Annotated in this window: 16 protein-coding genes; 15 read left to right on the top strand and 1 reads right to left on the bottom strand. The window is 65.2% G+C overall.

Annotated features, from left to right (window positions below):
* Positions 1-2: 2 nt before the first annotated feature.
* The 5 genes from ACE3TU_RS00080 (at position 3) to ACE3TU_RS00060 (ending at position 3,202) form a co-directional block, all read left to right on the top strand.
* A complete protein-coding gene (locus ACE3TU_RS00080) occupies positions 3-479 on the top strand; it encodes a hypothetical protein (protein WP_374618580.1) in 477 nt (158 codons plus the stop codon).
* On the top strand, positions 476-1,351 hold the full coding sequence (locus tag ACE3TU_RS00075; protein WP_374618577.1) for a hypothetical protein: 876 nt from the start codon (positions 476-478) through the stop codon (positions 1,349-1,351). The genes ACE3TU_RS00080 and ACE3TU_RS00075 overlap by 4 nt, the downstream gene beginning before the upstream one ends.
* The gene (locus tag ACE3TU_RS00070; protein WP_374618574.1) at positions 1,348-1,683 is read left to right on the top strand and encodes a hypothetical protein; all 336 of its coding nucleotides are present in this window, start codon (positions 1,348-1,350) and stop codon (positions 1,681-1,683) included. The genes ACE3TU_RS00075 and ACE3TU_RS00070 overlap by 4 nt, the downstream gene beginning before the upstream one ends.
* Positions 1,684-2,144: 461 nt before the next feature.
* Positions 2,145-2,732, top strand: a complete 588-nt coding sequence (locus ACE3TU_RS00065) for a hypothetical protein (RefSeq protein WP_374618572.1) — start codon at positions 2,145-2,147, stop codon at positions 2,730-2,732.
* 74 nt (positions 2,733-2,806) lie between these two features.
* Positions 2,807-3,202: a GFA family protein gene (locus ACE3TU_RS00060; protein WP_374618569.1), complete on the top strand. Its 396-nt coding sequence runs from the start codon at positions 2,807-2,809 to the stop codon at positions 3,200-3,202.
* Between the two features lie 590 nt (positions 3,203-3,792).
* Here the strand turns inward: ACE3TU_RS00060 and ACE3TU_RS00055 are convergent.
* Positions 3,793-4,320 (bottom strand): hypothetical protein, encoded by a 528-nt coding sequence (locus tag ACE3TU_RS00055; RefSeq protein ID WP_374618566.1) that lies wholly within the window; start codon positions 4,318-4,320, stop codon positions 3,793-3,795.
* A 341-nt stretch (positions 4,321-4,661) separates the two neighbouring features.
* Here ACE3TU_RS00055 and ACE3TU_RS00050 point away from each other — a divergent pair, with 341 nt between their 5' ends.
* The 10 genes from ACE3TU_RS00050 (at position 4,662) to ACE3TU_RS00005 (ending at position 17,167) form a co-directional block, all read left to right on the top strand.
* On the top strand, positions 4,662-5,597 hold the full coding sequence (locus ACE3TU_RS00050) for an ArdC family protein (protein ID WP_374618564.1): 936 nt from the start codon (positions 4,662-4,664) through the stop codon (positions 5,595-5,597).
* A gap of 286 nt (positions 5,598-5,883) precedes the next feature.
* Positions 5,884-7,935 carry a hydantoinase/oxoprolinase family protein gene (locus tag ACE3TU_RS00045; protein WP_374618561.1) on the top strand — a complete coding sequence of 684 codons (2,052 nt, stop codon included), beginning with the start codon at positions 5,884-5,886 and terminating at the stop codon, positions 7,933-7,935.
* Positions 7,932-9,587, top strand: coding sequence for a hydantoinase B/oxoprolinase family protein (locus tag ACE3TU_RS00040; RefSeq protein WP_374618558.1), 1,656 nt, complete (start codon positions 7,932-7,934; stop codon positions 9,585-9,587). Before ACE3TU_RS00045 ends, ACE3TU_RS00040 begins: the two co-directional genes overlap by 4 nt.
* Positions 9,588-9,589: 2 nt before the next feature.
* The gene (locus tag ACE3TU_RS00035; RefSeq protein ID WP_374618555.1) at positions 9,590-10,420 is read left to right on the top strand and encodes a TIM barrel protein; all 831 of its coding nucleotides are present in this window, start codon (positions 9,590-9,592) and stop codon (positions 10,418-10,420) included.
* 14 nt (positions 10,421-10,434) lie between these two features.
* Positions 10,435-11,994 (top strand): ABC transporter substrate-binding protein, encoded by a 1,560-nt coding sequence (locus ACE3TU_RS00030; protein ID WP_374618553.1) that lies wholly within the window; start codon positions 10,435-10,437, stop codon positions 11,992-11,994.
* Positions 11,995-12,051: 57 nt separating this feature from the next.
* Complete coding sequence (locus tag ACE3TU_RS00025) at positions 12,052-12,999, top strand: ABC transporter permease (RefSeq protein ID WP_374618550.1); 948 nt, start codon at positions 12,052-12,054, stop codon at positions 12,997-12,999.
* Entirely contained in the window at positions 12,996-13,847 is an 852-nt protein-coding gene (locus ACE3TU_RS00020; RefSeq protein ID WP_374618548.1) for an ABC transporter permease, read from the top strand. Before ACE3TU_RS00025 ends, ACE3TU_RS00020 begins: the two co-directional genes overlap by 4 nt.
* A complete protein-coding gene (locus tag ACE3TU_RS00015) occupies positions 13,844-15,553 on the top strand; it encodes an ABC transporter ATP-binding protein (RefSeq protein ID WP_374618545.1) in 1,710 nt (569 codons plus the stop codon). Before ACE3TU_RS00020 ends, ACE3TU_RS00015 begins: the two co-directional genes overlap by 4 nt.
* Positions 15,554-15,634: 81 nt before the next feature.
* Complete coding sequence (locus ACE3TU_RS00010; RefSeq protein ID WP_374618542.1) at positions 15,635-16,675, top strand: LacI family DNA-binding transcriptional regulator; 1,041 nt, start codon at positions 15,635-15,637, stop codon at positions 16,673-16,675.
* Between the two features lie 69 nt (positions 16,676-16,744).
* Complete coding sequence (locus ACE3TU_RS00005) at positions 16,745-17,167, top strand: Rid family hydrolase (RefSeq protein WP_374618539.1); 423 nt, start codon at positions 16,745-16,747, stop codon at positions 17,165-17,167.
* Positions 17,168-17,477 lie beyond the last annotated feature (310 nt).

The raw sequence follows: 17,477 nt of genomic DNA, 5'->3' as shown, positions 1-17,477 counted from the left end.
GCATGTCCGCTGACACGATTTTCGAGCACGCGCCCCTCGGCGCCATCGTCGCCTGGAGCGACGGCAATCTACGGCCGCCGGAGCGGCATCGCAGGAAACTCGACGCCTGGAAGACAAACAGCAGCCAGGGTCGCCTCATCCGCAAACAGGGTGTCCGGGATATCGGCACGCTCGACCCCCATGCCAGCTTCACCCTTCACGAGGCCGACTATGGCGCCGGTGGCGTTATCGCCATCCGCGTCCACCGGACCTTCTCGTTGGGCTCGACGCTGCGATTCACTGTCATTGAGCGGCCGACGGTCGGATCGGTGCGCGTCTTCGACCGGGCCGGCGACAATGCCGAGCTCGTACACCTGGCGCCGCACCGCGCGGCCGCCGAGCAGTGGCTGTCGGAGCACGGCTATCCGAATGCCGTTCTGGAAGACGTCACTGCCGATGACGCGGCCGCCGTTGCCGTCGAGGGGAGCACCGCGGCATGAACCAGCTTCTTCAAACCTCCCCTGCAGCTTTGGGCGCAGCAAGCTTCGGCAGCAGCGCGGACGGCATGCTCGTCGGCCTTGTGGGCGAGAATGCCTACGCCATGGCGCCCGGTGGTGAGGGAAAACACTATTTGGCCAGCGGCTGGCCCATGGCCAAGCCGATGGGGGAATGGACCCGTGCCGACTTCCAGGGCCATGGCGGTGAAATCGACGACGAGGCGGCTTTTCGCACGAAAGTGATGGAGCAAGCCCAGCACCAGGAGGAGCGGCGCCAGCTCGCCCGCCGCGAGATTCCCGGTGGCGCGCATACGCCCTGGGGATCGTCACATGGTGGCACGGTCTATGCCGAAGGTGTCACCGCGCACTCGACCGCGGGGCATGGGGGCTTCAAGCTGTCGGCGGAGCGGAACCGCAAGGTGCATCCAATGCTGCGCGCTGCCGGCGGATGTTACGAAGAGGATGAGTGCTGGGCCATCGTCGCCATCACCTTCCCGCACCTCTTCACTTCGCTCGAGCGCCGCCATGCCGAGCGCACCATCAAGGACTCCTGGCCGGACGCGTGGGAGGCGATCTTCGGGACCATTCTCGGTCCAGGTGAATCCCGCACCAAGGACCAGCGGACCTTCGAGACCGAGCACGCGGCAGACTGGATCGTCGTTTCAGCGATCACGTCCGACCAGCAGAAGGGCTTTGTCGAGTGCATCGCGACACCCGGCGGCAAGCGCGACGCCGGCATCTTGGAGCGGCGCTTCCTCGTTCCGACGGACGAGTACCACATCGGCCGGTTCGGCTTCGTCATCGACCCCGACCGACACTCTATCTATGCCGGCCCGTCGAGTTTCGCCGGCTGGCAGGGCAGGGGGTCACCATGACCCTTGCCCCTCAGCTGCGCCGCGAGCTTTCTCGCATGGAGGAAGCCCGCCGGCAAACCCAGCGGCAACTGGAGCTGCTCGACCGGCAGATCACCCGTTGCATGACCGCACTGATCCCCGGCCTCCTCCCTCGACGCAACCACTATCGCCGCGGCAAGGCGCCTGACCCGAGTGTGTTCCTTGCGACCTATCGCGCCCAGCTTGCGGCCCTGACCGCCGAGCGCCAGCCGGAAATCGACGCCCTATCGCGCAAGCTGGCGCGGCAGGAGCGGGCGATCGCCAGGTTTGTCGAGTGTCACGGCGAAGCGACAGGGATGGATGAGCGGATCTAGTGATGCCGCCGTGAAGTTGCGACAGGCCGGCCTGGCCCGTGACCTTCCCCGGAATCGGGGCAGGGTAGAACCATCGCTGTGGTCCTGGTGGTGGCAGCGCAACTGCTCCGTGCGAGGACTGGCAGTTGGTCATCATCACCTGGCCTTCCGTTCCCATGTCGAGATCGAGGCCCGTGCCGGTCCTCCCTCGGGTTTCAGGCGGTCCTGAACCGGCGGCCGGTCGCTTCAAGGCCGCGTGCCGCGCCGCGGGGCGGCCGGATCGCACCTAGCTCGCCATGGCAGGCCCGCGTCCTACGCGAGGGCTAAAGAAGCCCTGCTTGGCCGCACACCTGCCACGCTCGCCTCGGTCCGCCCGGACCCTGAAGCGCCCGTCATTCCGCCGGTTCTGTCGGTCCGCGCCCGAGGGAGGGCCGGCACGGGGCCGGTTCGAGCTTCGGGAACCCAGAAAGAAAGGACATGCCATGACCAAGAAAGCTGCCAATCCTCGCTCCGGTGCTCGGGTCGTCCCGCTCCGCAAGGCCACCACGCTGCAGATGGTCCGGCTCGCCTGCCCCGATGCCGGGCAATGCTCCCTCATCTCCGAAAGCTTCGGCCTGCCGGTCCTCGACAGCGATGGCATCCGCGACCTGCACGAAAAGCTCATCGTCGACACCGCCGCGACCCTCGACGAGGGACTGGGAGAACGAGCCATGCAGATCCACATGCAGCGCATCGTCGGGGCATTCGTTGCTTCTGCGTACGGCGCCGGTCAGTTCTACAGCCGGGCGGTCTCGGAAGCCCGTGACGCGACCGCCAAGTCGGCCTGCGACGACCGTGACGAAGATGTCGGTGGCCCGGTCGGATTTGACAGCACGGCGCAACGCAAACGTGAGTTCGCCGCCGACATGGCGCTCCAGGCTCACGCGCTGCGCATGGCTGCCGAAGGGGCCGTGGCCGCCTACGAGCACGTCGTCGGCGAGGCCTGGAAGCCGTTCGAGCGCCCCATCGAAAATCCCGGCCAGACCGTCGACCGCAAGGCCGCCGAACTGCAAATGGCGGCCCTCGGATGAGTGCCGCGGGCGGGGCTCCGCGCCCCGCCCATTCAACTGCGTGATGCCATTGCAAATCGAGGCAGCGAAGGACGATGATGGTTCGGATGATGCCAATCTCTCGATCCGCCCGATGCGCGTGTGGACAGGTGCAACTGCATTGCAGCGGTCAACCGGCAAAGGTCTCGGTGTGCCATTGCCTCGAGTGCCAGAGGCGCACGGGGTCAGCTTTCGGCGTCGCCGTGTTCTTTGTCCGCACACAGGTTCGGATTTCAGGGGACACGCGCGTCTACACCCGCGGCAGCGACAGCGGCTTTCCGGTCACGCACCACTTCTGCCCCGAGTGCGGAACAACGGCGTTCTGGTATCCGTCGCGGAAGCCGGAGATGGTGGCGGTTGCGCTCGGCTGCTTCGCCGATCCCCAGTTCCCACGCCCAGACCAGCAGGTCTACGAACACCATCGACACGCCTGGGTCGTCGCGACGCTTTAGCCATAGGCCGCTGTCGAGAATCCCCGCGTGGTGTGAATCGGCACCACCACGGCAGGGCGATCGAACGACACATGGGCTCCTTCCCGCGACCAATCCCGCTCTTCCCCCGATGGCTTTCCTGGTGCGGCGGCGGATCTTCCACGATCAACCCGCAAGGGGTCCGCTAGCAAGCTGCGGCCGCTTGTCTTCGCCTACGCGGTGATCGCGACCGCCCCCGCACACTGACGGAGCCATCGAGCGGGAATTGGCCCGCTCCAAGATGGAGCCCTCAGATGTCCCACGATCTCACCCTCGCCCAGAAGGCCGCCTGGCACCTCGCCCGCACTCTTATGGCCCCCGTGGTTCTGTTCTAGGTCGACGACGAATTTGGCATCCTGCCCGCCGACGAGCTCGACGATGCCGACGTCGAAATCCTCTTCGAATACGATCCCTACAGCGGCGGCCGGTCGGTTCACTGAACCGGCTCTTCTCCGCCTGGAGCGGGCGGCATCCCGGTGCCGCCTCTCGACGCCCGATAGGGCCGTTCCAGCGTCTTCGGCAACCGTTGCGGAACCGTGTTGGCGCTGGCAAACCGCCGAGCCGCCTTGCGCTCAGTCTGCCTTCGGGTACGAGACACGCCGGCCCAGCGACCCCACGCGTGTCGCGACCGCGGCCATGACGGGATCGCTCAGGTCTCGCTCCACAATTTCCATCTTTTCGTTCGCGGCCAGGGCGAACTGCGGTCCGCCGGCCCTTTCGATGGCCGTCCGCAGGCTCGAAACGAATGCCTCCGGTCCTGCCGGTGTCGAGAATGCAACGGGGTGAATCGGCCTCACCATGTCATCGACTTCGATGATGGCGTGATAGGTACCCGACCGCGCGTAGTCCTCCCCGCGCACTCGCTCAACGGGAAAGCGCCCTCCACGAGGCAACGTGATCGTGCCGGTGCGGAAATCGACTTCCACCCCGCACTGCTTGAATGAGTTTCCGCCCGACACCGCTCGCTCGCGATACGCTCGCATCGCGCCGATCAGCAATTTCGTCCCGAACCAGGCAGCAGCGGCGCCTACCAGCCAAACCCACCATGGCTGGCTGAGATAGATTGCAGCGATGTCGTCCCAGGTGAAGCTCGTTGTCATGGGCCGCGTGCCGTCCGGTTTCTCGACCAGGAACGTACACGGAACGGGGGAATCCGGCAAAGCTCTCTCTCGGTCGATCCCATAACAGCGGCCGATCAGCCCGCTGAACGCCCCTCTTCTCGACCGCATACGACGGCGCTCTGCGCCGCCTTCGTCTTTCGGGAAGCCGATCGCAGCCCCGTCCACCCCGCGGTCCTGGCGGAGCCAGGCAGTCCGCGCAACGGCGCTGCCGTCCTCCGCTTCGCTGCGGCCCTTCCGGGTGCGCGGCCCGCCATCCTGCTCCGCCCCAGCGGACCCCGTGACGGGGGCCGCGATCGGCGCGGCCTCCCGGATGGAGGTTCATGAAAGTGAGCAGGAAAGCAGGACAAGCACCGCGCATCGATATCCATGCGCGCATCACCGATCGCATCGTTGCCGATCTCGAAAAGGGGGTCCGTCCGTGGATGCAGCCATGGCGTTCGAGCCATGCCATTGGCCGCGTGACCCGGCCACTGCGCCACAACGCGCTGCCCTATAGCGGCATGAACGTGCTGCTGCTGTGGTCCGAGGCAATCGCACGCGGGTTCGCCAACCCGATGTGGATGACCTTCAAGCAGGCGCTCGAACTCGGCGGCGCGGTCCGCAGGGGCGAGACGGGCTCTACCGTCGTCTTTGGCAGCCGGTTCACCCGGACCGAAACAGATGCTGCCGGCGAAGAGTTCGACCGCGAGATTCCGTTCCTCAAGGCCTATTCGGTCTTCAACATCGCGCAGATCGACGGCCTGCCCGACCACTACTATGGGCAGAAGCAGGAACCCGTCCGCGATCCGGCTGCGCGGATCGAACATGCCGACCGCTTTTTTGCCAATACCGGCGCGGTGATCCGGCACGGTGGTGACCGCGCCTATTTCTCGCCGGCGACCGATCACATCCAGATGCCGCCCTTCGAGACGTTCCTCGATGCGGCATCCTATGTGGCGACCCTCAGCCATGAGGCGACGCACTGGACGTCGGCGTCGCATCGGGTGAACCGCGACCTCAGCCGCTACAGCAAGGATCGTAGCGAACGCGCGCGCGAGGAGCTCGTGGCCGAGCTCGGAAGCTGCTTCCTCTGTGCAGATCTCGGCATCGTGCCGGAGCTCGAGCCCAGGGCCGACCATGCCAGCTACCTCGATAGCTGGCTGAAGGTGCTCGCCGACGACAAGCGGGCGATCTTTTCGGCCGCTGTGCACGCGCAGCGGGCCGTTGCCTATCTGCACGAGTTGCAGCCGTCATCTACGACTGCGGAGGCGTCATGATCTTGCCCACTCCAGACCTCGACCGGGGTGGTGCTCTGCCATGCGCATTCCGGCGGGGCATCCGCCGGAAGACTGAGGGGGCGGCCAAGGGAGGCGCCATCATCGCCAACTGGTAACGGCACGCCCTTGACACCAAATCCAATCGTTTGTACCAGAATACAAACGATTGGATCATCGATGACAGTGCGAGATTCACACGCATTCATCTCATCGGCCGGAACAGGGCTCTCCTTCGAGGGCGCCCGATCCGATCGTCCGGTTTTCGCTCTATGGTGGTTTGCCTGACATGGCTCTGCGTATTGGTGTCGACTCTGGCGGCACATTCACCGACATCTGTCTCATCGACGATCAGGCTGGCCGCCTTCAGATATGGAAGGTGCCCTCGACGCCGCGCGATCCATCCGAGGGAATTGCCGAGGCCATCGCGCAGGGGCTCGCGCAGGTCGGAGGCAGGGCGGCCGACGTCGCCTATTTCGGCCACGGCACTACGGTGGGCACCAATGCCCTGATCCAGCATCGCGGGGCCACGACTGCGCTGGTGACCAGCGATGGTTTCCGCGACCTGCTCGAGATCGGCCGGCAGAAGCGGCCGGACCTTTACGACATGAATGTCGACAAGCCCGAGCCGCTGGTGCCGCGCGACCGCCGTCTGGGCATCGCCGAACGCATGCTGCACGATGGCCGGGTGGAGACGCCGCTCGATGAGGAGGCCGTCCGCCGGGCGGCGCGCGAATTCCGCGAAGCCGGCGTCAAGGCAGTCGCGATCTGCTTCCTCTACGGCTTTGCCTACTCCGAACACGAGGCGCGGGCGCGGGAGATATTCAAGGAAGAATTTCCCGAGGCCTTCGTGTCGACCTCGCATGGCGTGGCCCCGGAATTCCGCGAGTACGAGCGGATGTCGAGCACGGTGGTCAATGCCTATCTCGGGCCGGTGATGTATGGCTACATCGAGCGGCTCAAGCACCGGCTCGATGGCTTCGGCATCCGGGCGGTTCCGCATATCACCCAATCCAACGGTGGCGTGCTCGGGCTGGAGGCTGCGGCGGAATATCCGGTGCGGACAGTGCTTTCCGGCCCCAGCACAGGTGTCGTCGCCGCGCAGGCCATCGGCCGGCTGGCGGGCATGAACAACCTCATCACCTTCGATATGGGTGGCACCAGCACCGACACGGCGCTGATCACCGACGGCATCTGCCGCCTGACCAACGAGGCGATCGTCGAAGGCTATCCGATCAAGGCGCCGATGCTCGATATCCATACGGTGGGTGCGGGCGGAGGGTCGATCGCGCATGTCGACAGCGGCGGGCTGCTCAAAGTCGGGCCGCGTAGCGCCGGTGCCGATCCCGGTCCGGCCTGCTATGGCCGTGGCAACTACGAGCCCACCGTGACCGACGCCAACTTGGTGCTCGGCAACCTCAACCAGACCCATCTGCTCGCCGGCCGCATGCCGATCGAGCACGGCCTGGCGGTCAAGGCGATCGAGGGCGTCGCCGGTAAGCTCGGCATGCCAGCGATGCGCACGGCCGAGGGCATCCTCTCCGTCGTCATCGCCAACATGGCCAAGGCCATCCGGGTGATCAGCGTGCAGCGCGGGTACGATCCGCGTGACTACACGCTCATTGCCTTCGGCGGCGCGGGCCCCCTGCATGCGGCGCGTCTGGCGCGCGAGCTCGACATGGCGCAGGTCCTGATCCCGCTGACGCCGGGAGCGCTGTGTGCGACCGGCCTGCTCTACACCGATCTCAGGGTCGATTTCTCGGTCACCAACCTGATGCAGCTTGCGCCGGACGCCGCCGCCGCCGCGTCGGTCACCGTCGAAGGGCTGGAGGCGCGCGCCCAGGCCTGGTTTGAGGGCGAGGGCATCGCGCCAGCGGCCCGGCAGATCCGCCGCACCGTCGACATGCGCTATCGCGGGCAGAACCACGAGATCGCGGTGGCGCTGCCTGAAGGCAAGCTCGACGCGGCTGCACTGGCGGTGATCGCAAAGAGCTTCGCCGATGCGCATGACCGCGCCTATGGCTTCGCCTCCGGCGGGGCGATCGAGCTTGTGACCTTCCGTCTCGAAGCCGTCGGCCTCGTCGACAAGGTCGAGCCGACCGCCGAGCCCGAGGCCGGCACCGACGCCTCCGCCGCGATTGTCGGCTCGCGCCGCATCTGGTCGGACGAAACGGACGGCTTCCTCGATTGCCCGCTGTACGACCGCGACCGGCTGAAACCCGGCAATAGCTTCGTTGGCCCCGCCATCGTCGAGCAAATGGACACCACCACGGTGGTTCCGACGGGCGCTTCAGTCCGTGTGGATCCCTATCGCAACCTCATCATGGATGTCTCCCGATGACCGCTCATACCCCGATCAGGTCCGCGAGCGGTCTCGATCCGATCACGGTCGAGGTGCTGGGTAGCGCCTTTTCCTCGATTGCCGACGAGATGGGCGAGGCGCTGGTGCGCGCCAGCCACTCGGCCAACATCAAGGAGCGCCGGGACTGTTCCTGCGCCTTGTTCGATCGCGACGGCAACACATTGTGCCAGGCCGCGCACACGCCCATCCACCTAGGCAGCTTCATCGGCATCGTCCCCCGCATCGTCCAGCGACACAGCATCGCGGACTTGCGCCCCGGTGATGTGTTCATCGGCAACGACGCCTACGAGGGGGGCGGCACGCACCTGCCGGACATCGTGCTCGCCGAACCGATCTTCTTCGAGAACGAACTGATTGGCTGGGCCATCAACACCGCGCACCATTCCGATTTCGAGGATCGCGGCCACGCCCATATCTATCAGGAAGGCCTTCGCATCCCGCCCGTCCGGCTCTATCGCGCCGGCGAGCTGCAGGCGGATGTGCGCGAATTGATCCTGCTCAACTGCCAGGTGCCGGACGAGCGTCTGTCCGACCTGATGGCGCAGATGGCGGCCAACCGCCTCGGCGTTCGCCGCATGCAGGCGCTGTGCACCAAGTATGGCGTCGACAAGGTCGTGGCCGCCGGCGTCGCCCTGCAGGACTATGCCGAGCAGCGTATGCGCGCCGGCATCGCGCAGATTCCCGATGGCAGCTACAGCTTCGAGGATTGGTTCGATCATCCCGAGATGACCGAGGCGATAAAGCTTTCGGTCACGGTGACGGTCTCCGGCGATACCGTCGCGCTCGACTTCGATAGCCCGGCGCAGATGCGGGGGCCCAACAACGTCACCTGGACGGCGCTGGTCGCCACGGTCTGGTTCGCGCTCAAGACCGTGGTCGATCCGACGGTGCCGCCCAATGCCGGCCTTGGCCGGCCGATCACCATCCGGGCGCGGAAGGGCACCGTGCTTCATTGCCAGCTGCCCGCGGCCGTGGATGGCCGACTCGGCGTATGCCAGCGCGTCGTCGATATCATCTATGGCGCCATGGCGCAGGCGCTGCCGGGGCGCATCAAGGCGGCGGGCAACGGCGCCTGCGGCGCGGCCCAGTTCATCGGCACGCGCCCATCGGACGGTTCCACCTGGATCTACTCGGAATCGATCGGTGGCGGCGATGGCGCCGGGTCCGAAAAGGACGGCATGGATGGCGTGCATGTCTATCTCACCAACACCTCCAACCTCCCGGTCGAGGCGCTGGAGCGCGAGTATCCGCTGACGCTGCTCCGCTATGAGCTGGTCGACGACTCCGGTGGGGCGGGCAAGTTCCGCGGCGGCATGGGGTTGCGTCGGGTCTATCGCGCCGAGAGCAACTGCCGCATCCGCTTCGAGACCACGCGCCAGCTATCGGCGCCCTGGGGGCTCGAGGGTGGACTTGAGGGTGGAAAGAGCACGTTCGAATTCAGCCGTCCGTCCAAGGAGCCGGGCATTTCGTGGATGGTTCCGGGCGACACCGCCCGGATCGTTACCCCCGGTGGCGGCGGCTATGGCTCTCCCGGCGAACGCGATCGCGAGCAACTCGCCGAGGATGTCCGCGAGGCCCGCATTTCCTCCGCCATGGCGGCCGGCGCCTACGGGCTCGGGGACAAGGCGTAAACATGCGGTTCAGCGCCTGCATAGAGTGGCTTTTCCACGAAAGTGGCCCCGACTATGCGGCGCGGATTCGTTCGGCCGCCTCGGCCGGCCTCGATGCGGTCGAGTTCTGGGGCTGGCGCCGCCACGACCTGGACACTCTCGGCGCGGCCGCGAAGGACACCGGAACCTCCATTGCGGCCATCTGCGCCGAGCCGGTCGGCTCCCTGCAGCTCGGCAACGATGCCGATCATGACGCTTTCATCGAGGGCATCGAGGCCTCGTGTGTCGCCGCGCTCCGGCTGGGCGCCGCTGCGCTGATCGTTCAGTCGGGAACGCGTGTTCCCGAACTCGCGGACGAGCGGCAGCACGCAAATGTCGTCGCGGCCCTCTCGCGCGCCGGACGTATCGCTGCGGACGATGGCCTCGTCCTTCTGCTCGAACCGATCAACGACCGCGTGACGCGGCCCGGCGGTCTCGTGTGCACGACGACCGCCGGACTCGATCTCGTGGACGCGACCGGCTTGCCGTCGGTGCGCCTGCTCTATGATTGCTATCATTCGGCCGTGATGGGGCAGGGCTTCCCCGATGTCATCGGCGAACGCTGGCCGCTCGTCGGGCACATCCACGCCGCCGATTGTCCGGGCCGCAACGAGCCCGGCACGGGCGAACTCGACTGGGCTGCTGCCCTCTCCGGGCCGATCGGCCGGCAATATCGCGGTCTCATCGGGCTCGAATACAAGCCGACGCGCGTCAGCGCAGCGTCCGTTGCCATGGCCCTGTCGGCCTTCGGCGCGACGTCGGATTCATCACGTTCACAGGGGATAGCCCCGCCACGATCCCGTGGCTGGGCCTGAACAGGGAGAGAACAATGACTACTAGTGCATTGGGTATGTTGCAAAGGGGCAGGGCGCGACTGCGAAACGTCGCGGCGAGCCTGATCTTCGGGGTTTCGCTGCTGGCCGGCGCAGGCGCCGCCCTCGCCCAGGCGCCCGCCGATATGGCATCCGAGCAGGTCTTGCGGCTCGGCTTGCCCTACGAGCCGCCCCGCATCTCGGCCTTCGGCGACCTTGGCGCCGCCGGCTTTTTCACCTTCACGTTGATCCATCGCGGCCTTGCTGCCTTCAACGCCGAGGGCAAGGTGGTCGATGCACTCGCCGAGAGCATCGACACCGCCGACCAGCAGACCTTCACGGTAAAGCTCCGCGAAGGCCTCAAGTTCTCCGACGGCTCGCCGCTGACCGCCGAGAACGTCAAGTCGTCGCTGCTGCACTGGGCCAATCCCGATGTGGCTTCGCACGCCTATGCCGGCCTCAAGGACATTGACACCATCGAGATCGCCGATGAGCGCACCCTCACGGTCAAGCTCAAGCGGGTGAACGCCTCCTTTGTCGAGTATCTGGCCGATCCGGCCGCCGCCATCGTACCCGATGCGGCGATGCAGGATGCCAACGCCTCCGCCCAGATCGGCGCGGGTCCCTTCGTGCTGACGAACTGGGACAAGGGCATTTCGATGACCTTCGAGAAGAACCCCAACTACTACGACGCCGCCAATGTCCATCTCACCCGCCTCGACGGCACGCTCTATGCCGACGCCACGGCGCGCCTCAACGCGCTCTACAGCGGCGATGTCGATTTCATCGACGTGGTCCCGTGGGAGTCGTTCGACCAGATTGCCGGCACGCCGGGGCTGGTGATGGACGAAGCCAGCGCGAACTTCCAGTATGTGATGTTCAACGTCGCCGTGCAGCCCTTCGACAATCCGCTGGTGCGCGAGGCCGTGGCCTACGCCATCAACCGCGACAACTCGATCAAGGCAGCCTTTTACGGTCACGGCCGTACGCTCTACGGTCCGCTGAACGGCACGGAGGACACCAACCTGTGGACCTATGATCCGGAGAAGTCCAAGGCGCTGCTGGCCGAGGCCGGCCTTGCCGACGGCTTCAGCGCCAAGTTCCTGACCATCGGTGGCCATTTCTACCAGGATATCGCCCTGTCGCTGCAGGCCGATCTCAAGGCCGTGGGCATCAATATCGAACTCGATGCGCCCGACGTGGCGACCCGCAACCAGCGGACCATCGAGGGCGACTACGAGATCACCATGAACGGCGCCTTCATGACCGTCAGCGATCCGCTCGGCTATCTCTCCAGTCTCGTGTCCGGTCCGCCGAGCATGAGCCGCAGCGTCGGTTACGACAATCCGACCCTGAACCAGGCGCTCGAGGACGGGTTCCGTTCGGCCGATCCGGCCGTCCGCAAGGCCAAGCTCGATGAGGCCCTCGCCATCCTCAAGACTGACGTTCCGGTTGCCTTTTTCAACACCCGCAACGCCGGTTATGCTTACGCCGACCGGCTCAAGGGCTTCGCCGCCCTCGACAATGTCGCCCCGTACTCGGCCTATACGCTCGAGCACGCCTATCTCGCGCAATAAGTCTGATCTCCGGCGGCGTCCTTCGCGATGCCGCCGGGTTCTCACGGAGACCCTCACATGGCGGCACTGATTGCAAAGCGCATCGCGGTAGGGGCTTTTCTGGTCCTCGTCGTGCTGACGATCACCTTCCTTGCTATCCGGGCGGTTCCCGGCGACCCGGCCATGTTGCTGCTCGGGGGCGAAACCGGCACCACGAGCGCCGCGCAACTCGCCAACATGCGGGCCACGCTCGGCCTCGATCAGCCGCTTCATGTACAATACCTGAACTTCGTCGGCGGCTTTCTGGCCGGAGATCTCGGCCAGTCCTTCCGTAACGACACACCGGTGATGGAGCTCGTGCTTCGCCGGCTCCCCAATTCCCTCGAGCTCATTGCGTTGAGTTCGATCCTCGCCGTCGCCATCGGCATCGCCATGGGATCATGGGCAGCGCGGCGCGGCGGTGCGGCCGATACCTTCGTCGCTGCCGTGACCAGTCTAGGCGTCGCGACGCCTGGCTTCGTCCTCGGCGCGGCGCTGGTCACCATCTTTGCGCTGCAACTGAGATGGTTGCCGGCCGGCGGCCTGCGCCCGTGGAGCAATCCGGTCGCCCACATTTCCGGAATGATCCTGCCCGCGATCGCGCTGTCGCTCGCCTTCCTCGCGGTCGTTGCCCGCATGACACGCTCGTCCGTCGTCGAGACGATGGGGCAGGACTGGGTGCGGACCGCGCGGGCTATCGGCCTTTCCGACGGGCAAGTCTATCGCAAACATGTGCTGCGCAACGCACTGACGCCCGTCGTCAGCGTGATCGGCCTCCAGATCAGCGGCCTGTTCGGCGCCACCGTGGTGGTGGAGCGCGTGTTCAACTATCCCGGTCTCAGCACATTGCTGATCGATGCCGTGCAATCGCGCGACTATCCAGTCGTGCAGGGCGTCGTGATCCTGGTGTCGGTCGTCTTCATCGTCGCCAACATCGTCGTCGACGTCGTCTATGGTCTGCTCGATCCGCGTGCGAGGGCTGCATGAGCATGCTGACCTCTTCCCGCCTGCGTCGGGCCTTCGGCCCTGTCGAACTGGTCGCGCTGGCCGTTGTGGTGGCGCTGGTGCTCGGGGCCGCACTCGGCCCTTGGCTGATCTCCACCGACCCGGTGGCGCAGGATATCGGCAACATGCTGTTGCCGCCCGGTGCACCCAGCTATCTGCTAGGCACCGACGAGCTTGGCCGCGATGTCCTTGCGCGGCTCATCCACGGCGCGCGCGTCGAGCTCCTCGTCGCTCTGGGAGCAACCTGCCTTGCGATGGTGATCGGGGTGACGCTGGGCCTGCTCGGCGGCTATCTGGGCGGTGTCGCCGAAATGGTCTCGATGCGCCTCGTCGATGTGATCCAGTCATTTCCTCCCTTCATCGTCGCGCTGCTCTTCATCACCATTTACGGCCCCGGCCAGCTGACCCTGATCGTGCTCCTGGGCGTGATGCTGTCGCCGGCCTTCGCGCGTCTTGTCTATGGGCAGACGCTGACGGTCAAGCGCGTCGAATATGTGCAGGCCGCCGTGGCTTTCGGCGCCAACCTGCCGACGCGGCTGTTCCAGGTCGTGCTGCCCAATGTGGCCGTACCGATCATCGTGCAGTTCCCCATCACGATGGCGGTCGCCATCCTGACCGAGTCCGGCCTCAGTTATCTCGGCATCGGTATCGTGCCGCCGACGCCGTCATGGGGCGGCATGGTGGCGTCAGGACAGCGTTTCGTCTCGCAGGACCCTTGGCTGATCGTCATCCCCGGCATCGCGGTGGTGGTGACCGTTCTGGCTTTCGGCCTCCTCGGCAACGCCCTGCAATATTGGCTCGATGTTCGCGCCGCAGGAGACCGGCGATGAACGCGATCAAAGTGGATACGAGAGAAATGGGTGGCGCCTCAGCAGTTGTCGCGCCCGGACTGCAGATCCGCAATCTCAAGGTCGAGTTTCCGTCGGCCGATGGCTGGACCGAAGTCGTGCACGGCATCGACATCGATCTCTATCCCGGCGAAACGCTGGCCGTCGTCGGCGAATCGGGCTCCGGTAAGTCGGTGACGGCAATGTCAGTGCTGGGGCTGTTGCCGCCTAAGGCGCGGGTCTCGGGGTCTCTGCTGCTCGATGGCGAAAACCTGCTAGCGGTATCGCCGCAGCGCCTGCGCCAGATTCGTGGCGGCGTCGTTGGAATGATCTTCCAGGAGCCGATGACGGCGCTCAACCCGGTCTATTCGGTCGGCAACCAGATTGTAGCGGCCATCCGCGCGCACCGCCGCATGGGACGCCAAGAGGCGCGGGCACGCGCCATCGAACTGCTGCGTCAGGTGCATATGCCCGCGCCGGAGGAAAAGTTCACGCGCTATCCGCACCAGTTGTCGGGCGGTCAGCGCCAGCGCGCCATGATTGCCATGGCAATTGCCGCGGAGCCGAGGATCCTGATCGCCGACGAGCCTACGACGGCGCTCGACGTGACGGTGCAGGCCGAGATTCTGGACCTTCTGCGCGAGCTGCAGGCCCGGCTCGGCATGTCGATCATGATCATCACGCACGATATGGGGGTGGTTGCCGACATGGCGTCCCGCGTGGTCGTGATGCAGCACGGCAATGTGGTCGAGGCCGCCCCGGTTACCGAACTGTTCGCCGCGCCCGCGAAAGACTACACGCGAACTCTGCTCGCCGCTGTCCCGAGAATGCACGAGAGGCTCAGCGTTGCGGCCGTCGACACGGTGGCGGCGCCCGTGCTCGACGTCAGGGATCTGCAGGTCCGCTACGGAGCGACGGCGCTCGGCGGTGGCTTTCTCGCCGTTAGTGGCGTCAGCTTCGACGTCAGGGCGGGCGAGGTCGTGGGACTCGTCGGCGAGTCGGGCTCGGGAAAATCGACCATTGGCCGTGCCGTGATCGGCCTCGCGCCGGCTTCGGCCACCACACTCGATGTCAACGGCAAGGACGTCAGGAGAGCGTCCGGGCAGGCGATGCGGCAACTGCGCCGCCATGTATCGATCGTGTTCCAGGACCCGGCATCGTCGCTCAATCCGCGCGCCACCATCGGCAGCAACATCACTTCCCCGTTGCGCTGGAACGGCGTTGAGCACGATCCTCGAAAGCTCGACGCGACGGGACGCGAATTGCTGGAGCGGGTGAATCTACCCGGCGACTGGATTCATCGTTTTCCGCACGAACTGTCGGGTGGGCAGCGGCAACGTGTGAGCATTGCGCGAGCGATCGCCATGCGACCCAGCCTGATGATCGCGGACGAGCCGACCTCGGCGCTCGACGTCACGGTGCAGGCAACCATCATCGGGCTGCTCAAGCAGTTGCAGCGGGACTTTGGCTTTGCCTGCCTCTTCATCAGTCACGACCTTTCGCTGGTGCAGCAGTTGTCGCAGCGGGTGGTTGTCCTGCGTGACGGCAAAGTGGTGGAGCAGGGATCGACCAGCACCGTCCTGAGCAACCCCGCCGAAGCCTACACGCGAGCCCTGCTCGCGGCGGCTCCGGTTCCGGACCCCGAGCTTCAACGGCAACGCCGCCTCGCCCGCCATGCCCTCCGTGCCGACGGCGGATTGACACGATGATGTCGAGTACGTGCCAAGATTGCTCTGGCATTGTATCGCGAGTGTCTGAACCGAAGCACTCCGAGCGGGCAGGTGAGCTAAATGAGCGGGCGTGACAAAAAGCAACAAGAGCGTAAGCGGCTGAAAATGGCCGACATCGCGCGTATCGCCGGCGTCGACGTGTCGACTATCAGCCGGGCCTTAGCGGATTCCCCTCGCGTGACTGCCGAGACGAAGGAGCGCATCCGCAAGGTCGTCGCGGAGACCGGCTATGTTGTCAATCACAATGCGCGGCAGCTGCGGGCGCAGCGGACGGGCCTTATCCTCGTGATGCTTCCCAATATCGCCAGTTCGAGCTTTGCCGAGGTTGTGCTGGGAGTGGAGGATGCCGTTCGCGAAGAGGGACTGAATGTGGTCGTGGGGAACACTCAGTACGATGCTGGACGAGAGCAGGTGCTCGCGAACCAACTGGTGACGGGCGCGGTTGACGGTTTGATCCTAATCACTGGCCGCGTACCGCCGGTCGTAACTGAGATGGCGGACTTTGATCGGAGGATTGTCGCGGTATCCCGCCCTGTGGAAGGTCACGACATCCCCTTCGTCAGCATCGACAATCTGGCGGCCGGCCGCACCATCGCCGAACACATAGTGTCCTTGGGACACAAGAAGATTGCCCACCTGGCAGGGCCGCTCGAAAGTCCGGTATTCAGGGCGCGTCGCGACAGCTACCTGGCTGTGATGCAGCAGGTGGGCTTGTCGGACCTCGCCCGCACATTCGTCGCGCCTTCTTACGATCTGGAAGGGGGCCGGCTGGGCATGCAGGAGATGCTTGCAGATGGACAACATCCGACAGCCGTCATTTGCGGCAGCGATGAGATTGCCATCGGCGCCATGCAGGCGGCTAGGGCCGTAGGCATTGCTGTGCCTCAGGACATGGCATTCTCCGGCTTCGACGACGTGGCGATCAGCGAAGCCTATGAGCCGCCATTGACCACCATCCGCATCCCGCGTCGCAAGATAGGCGAACGCGGGGCACGCATGCTGCTTCAAAGCCTCGACATCCGGAAGCCGCGTCCGCGCAGCCGCACCGTCGACTACGAACTGATCGAACGGGCAAGCACCACCGGCACGACGGCTCGATAGGCAGCTGCGTTGCGGCAACAGAGTTCAGCGGCAAGGTCGCTGCACGCCCACTCAACTAAGGAGAAGAACGTGGTTGAAGTCACCAAGGTCCATTCCGGCGGCCTCTATGAAACCAAAGAGAGTTATTCGCGTCTCGTCATGGTCGACGACTGGATCTTCATGGCGAACACTGCCGGTCGCAATCTGACCACGCGGGAGATGTCGGACGACCCGATCGAGCAGGCTAGGCAGGCATTCAGCAATATCGAACGGGCCCTTGAGCAGGTTGGTGCAACTCTCGCAGACGTTGTTCGGTCGCACGTCCACATTCAGTACCAGCCCGATGCTCCCTCGGTGATGGCCTTCGTCGGTGAGAAGTTCAAGGGCATCGATCCGGCCTCGACTGTCACTTGCGGACCCTTGGGTGGGCCGGAATACAAGGTCGAGATTGAGATCACTGCACATAAGGGTGCTGGTGCCGCCACGCAGAACAGGATCCGATTCCAGCTCTAGACAAGACCTGATTTTGTGGACCTCGCGCCCTTGGGCGTGAGGTCCACACAGCGATAGGTTCCCTGTAGACACGCAGCCCCTCCGGCACGCCGAACGTAACCACCAGAAGCGCTGTTCCAATCGGCCCTCTAGCCACTTTGATGGTCCGAGTCCGGATCTAGGGCCGACAGTCTATCGTTACGTTATCCCTTCTTGAGGACATAGATGCCGAGATGCCCAACAGAGGATGCGTGAGGCAACACAGTGTTTGCCTTTGCTTGCGGTGGATCGTGAGACTAGAGCCGATGCGGTGCCACCTGTCTCATTCCCT

Source organism: Devosia sp., from assembly GCF_041917035.1.
Lineage (GTDB): Bacteria > Pseudomonadota > Alphaproteobacteria > Rhizobiales > Devosiaceae > Devosia_A.
This window is presented reverse-complemented; position numbering and strand designations above follow the sequence as displayed.

Bases quoted from the DNA above. Each gene is read 5' to 3' on its own strand.
- ACE3TU_RS00070 (WP_374618574.1), top strand. From the start codon at position 1,348: ATGACCCTTGCCCCTCAGCTGCGCCGCGAGCTTTCTCGCATGGAGGAA.
- ACE3TU_RS00015 (WP_374618545.1), top strand. From the start codon at position 13,844: ATGAACGCGATCAAAGTGGATACGAGAGAAATGGGTGGCGCCTCAGCA.
- ACE3TU_RS00055 (WP_374618566.1), bottom strand. From the start codon at position 4,320: ATGACAACGAGCTTCACCTGGGACGACATCGCTGCAATCTATCTCAGC.
- ACE3TU_RS00045 (WP_374618561.1), top strand. From the start codon at position 5,884: ATGGCTCTGCGTATTGGTGTCGACTCTGGCGGCACATTCACCGACATC.
- ACE3TU_RS00030 (WP_374618553.1), top strand. From the start codon at position 10,435: ATGACTACTAGTGCATTGGGTATGTTGCAAAGGGGCAGGGCGCGACTG.
- ACE3TU_RS00050 (WP_374618564.1), top strand. From the start codon at position 4,662: ATGAAAGTGAGCAGGAAAGCAGGACAAGCACCGCGCATCGATATCCAT.
- ACE3TU_RS00040 (WP_374618558.1), top strand. From the start codon at position 7,932: ATGACCGCTCATACCCCGATCAGGTCCGCGAGCGGTCTCGATCCGATC.
- ACE3TU_RS00010 (WP_374618542.1), top strand. From the start codon at position 15,635: ATGAGCGGGCGTGACAAAAAGCAACAAGAGCGTAAGCGGCTGAAAATG.
- ACE3TU_RS00020 (WP_374618548.1), top strand. From the start codon at position 12,996: ATGAGCATGCTGACCTCTTCCCGCCTGCGTCGGGCCTTCGGCCCTGTC.
- ACE3TU_RS00060 (WP_374618569.1), top strand. From the start codon at position 2,807: ATGATGGTTCGGATGATGCCAATCTCTCGATCCGCCCGATGCGCGTGT.
- ACE3TU_RS00075 (WP_374618577.1), top strand. From the start codon at position 476: ATGAACCAGCTTCTTCAAACCTCCCCTGCAGCTTTGGGCGCAGCAAGC.
- ACE3TU_RS00065 (WP_374618572.1), top strand. From the start codon at position 2,145: ATGACCAAGAAAGCTGCCAATCCTCGCTCCGGTGCTCGGGTCGTCCCG.
- ACE3TU_RS00025 (WP_374618550.1), top strand. From the start codon at position 12,052: ATGGCGGCACTGATTGCAAAGCGCATCGCGGTAGGGGCTTTTCTGGTC.
- ACE3TU_RS00080 (WP_374618580.1), top strand. From the start codon at position 3: ATGTCCGCTGACACGATTTTCGAGCACGCGCCCCTCGGCGCCATCGTC.
- ACE3TU_RS00035 (WP_374618555.1), top strand. From the start codon at position 9,590: ATGCGGTTCAGCGCCTGCATAGAGTGGCTTTTCCACGAAAGTGGCCCC.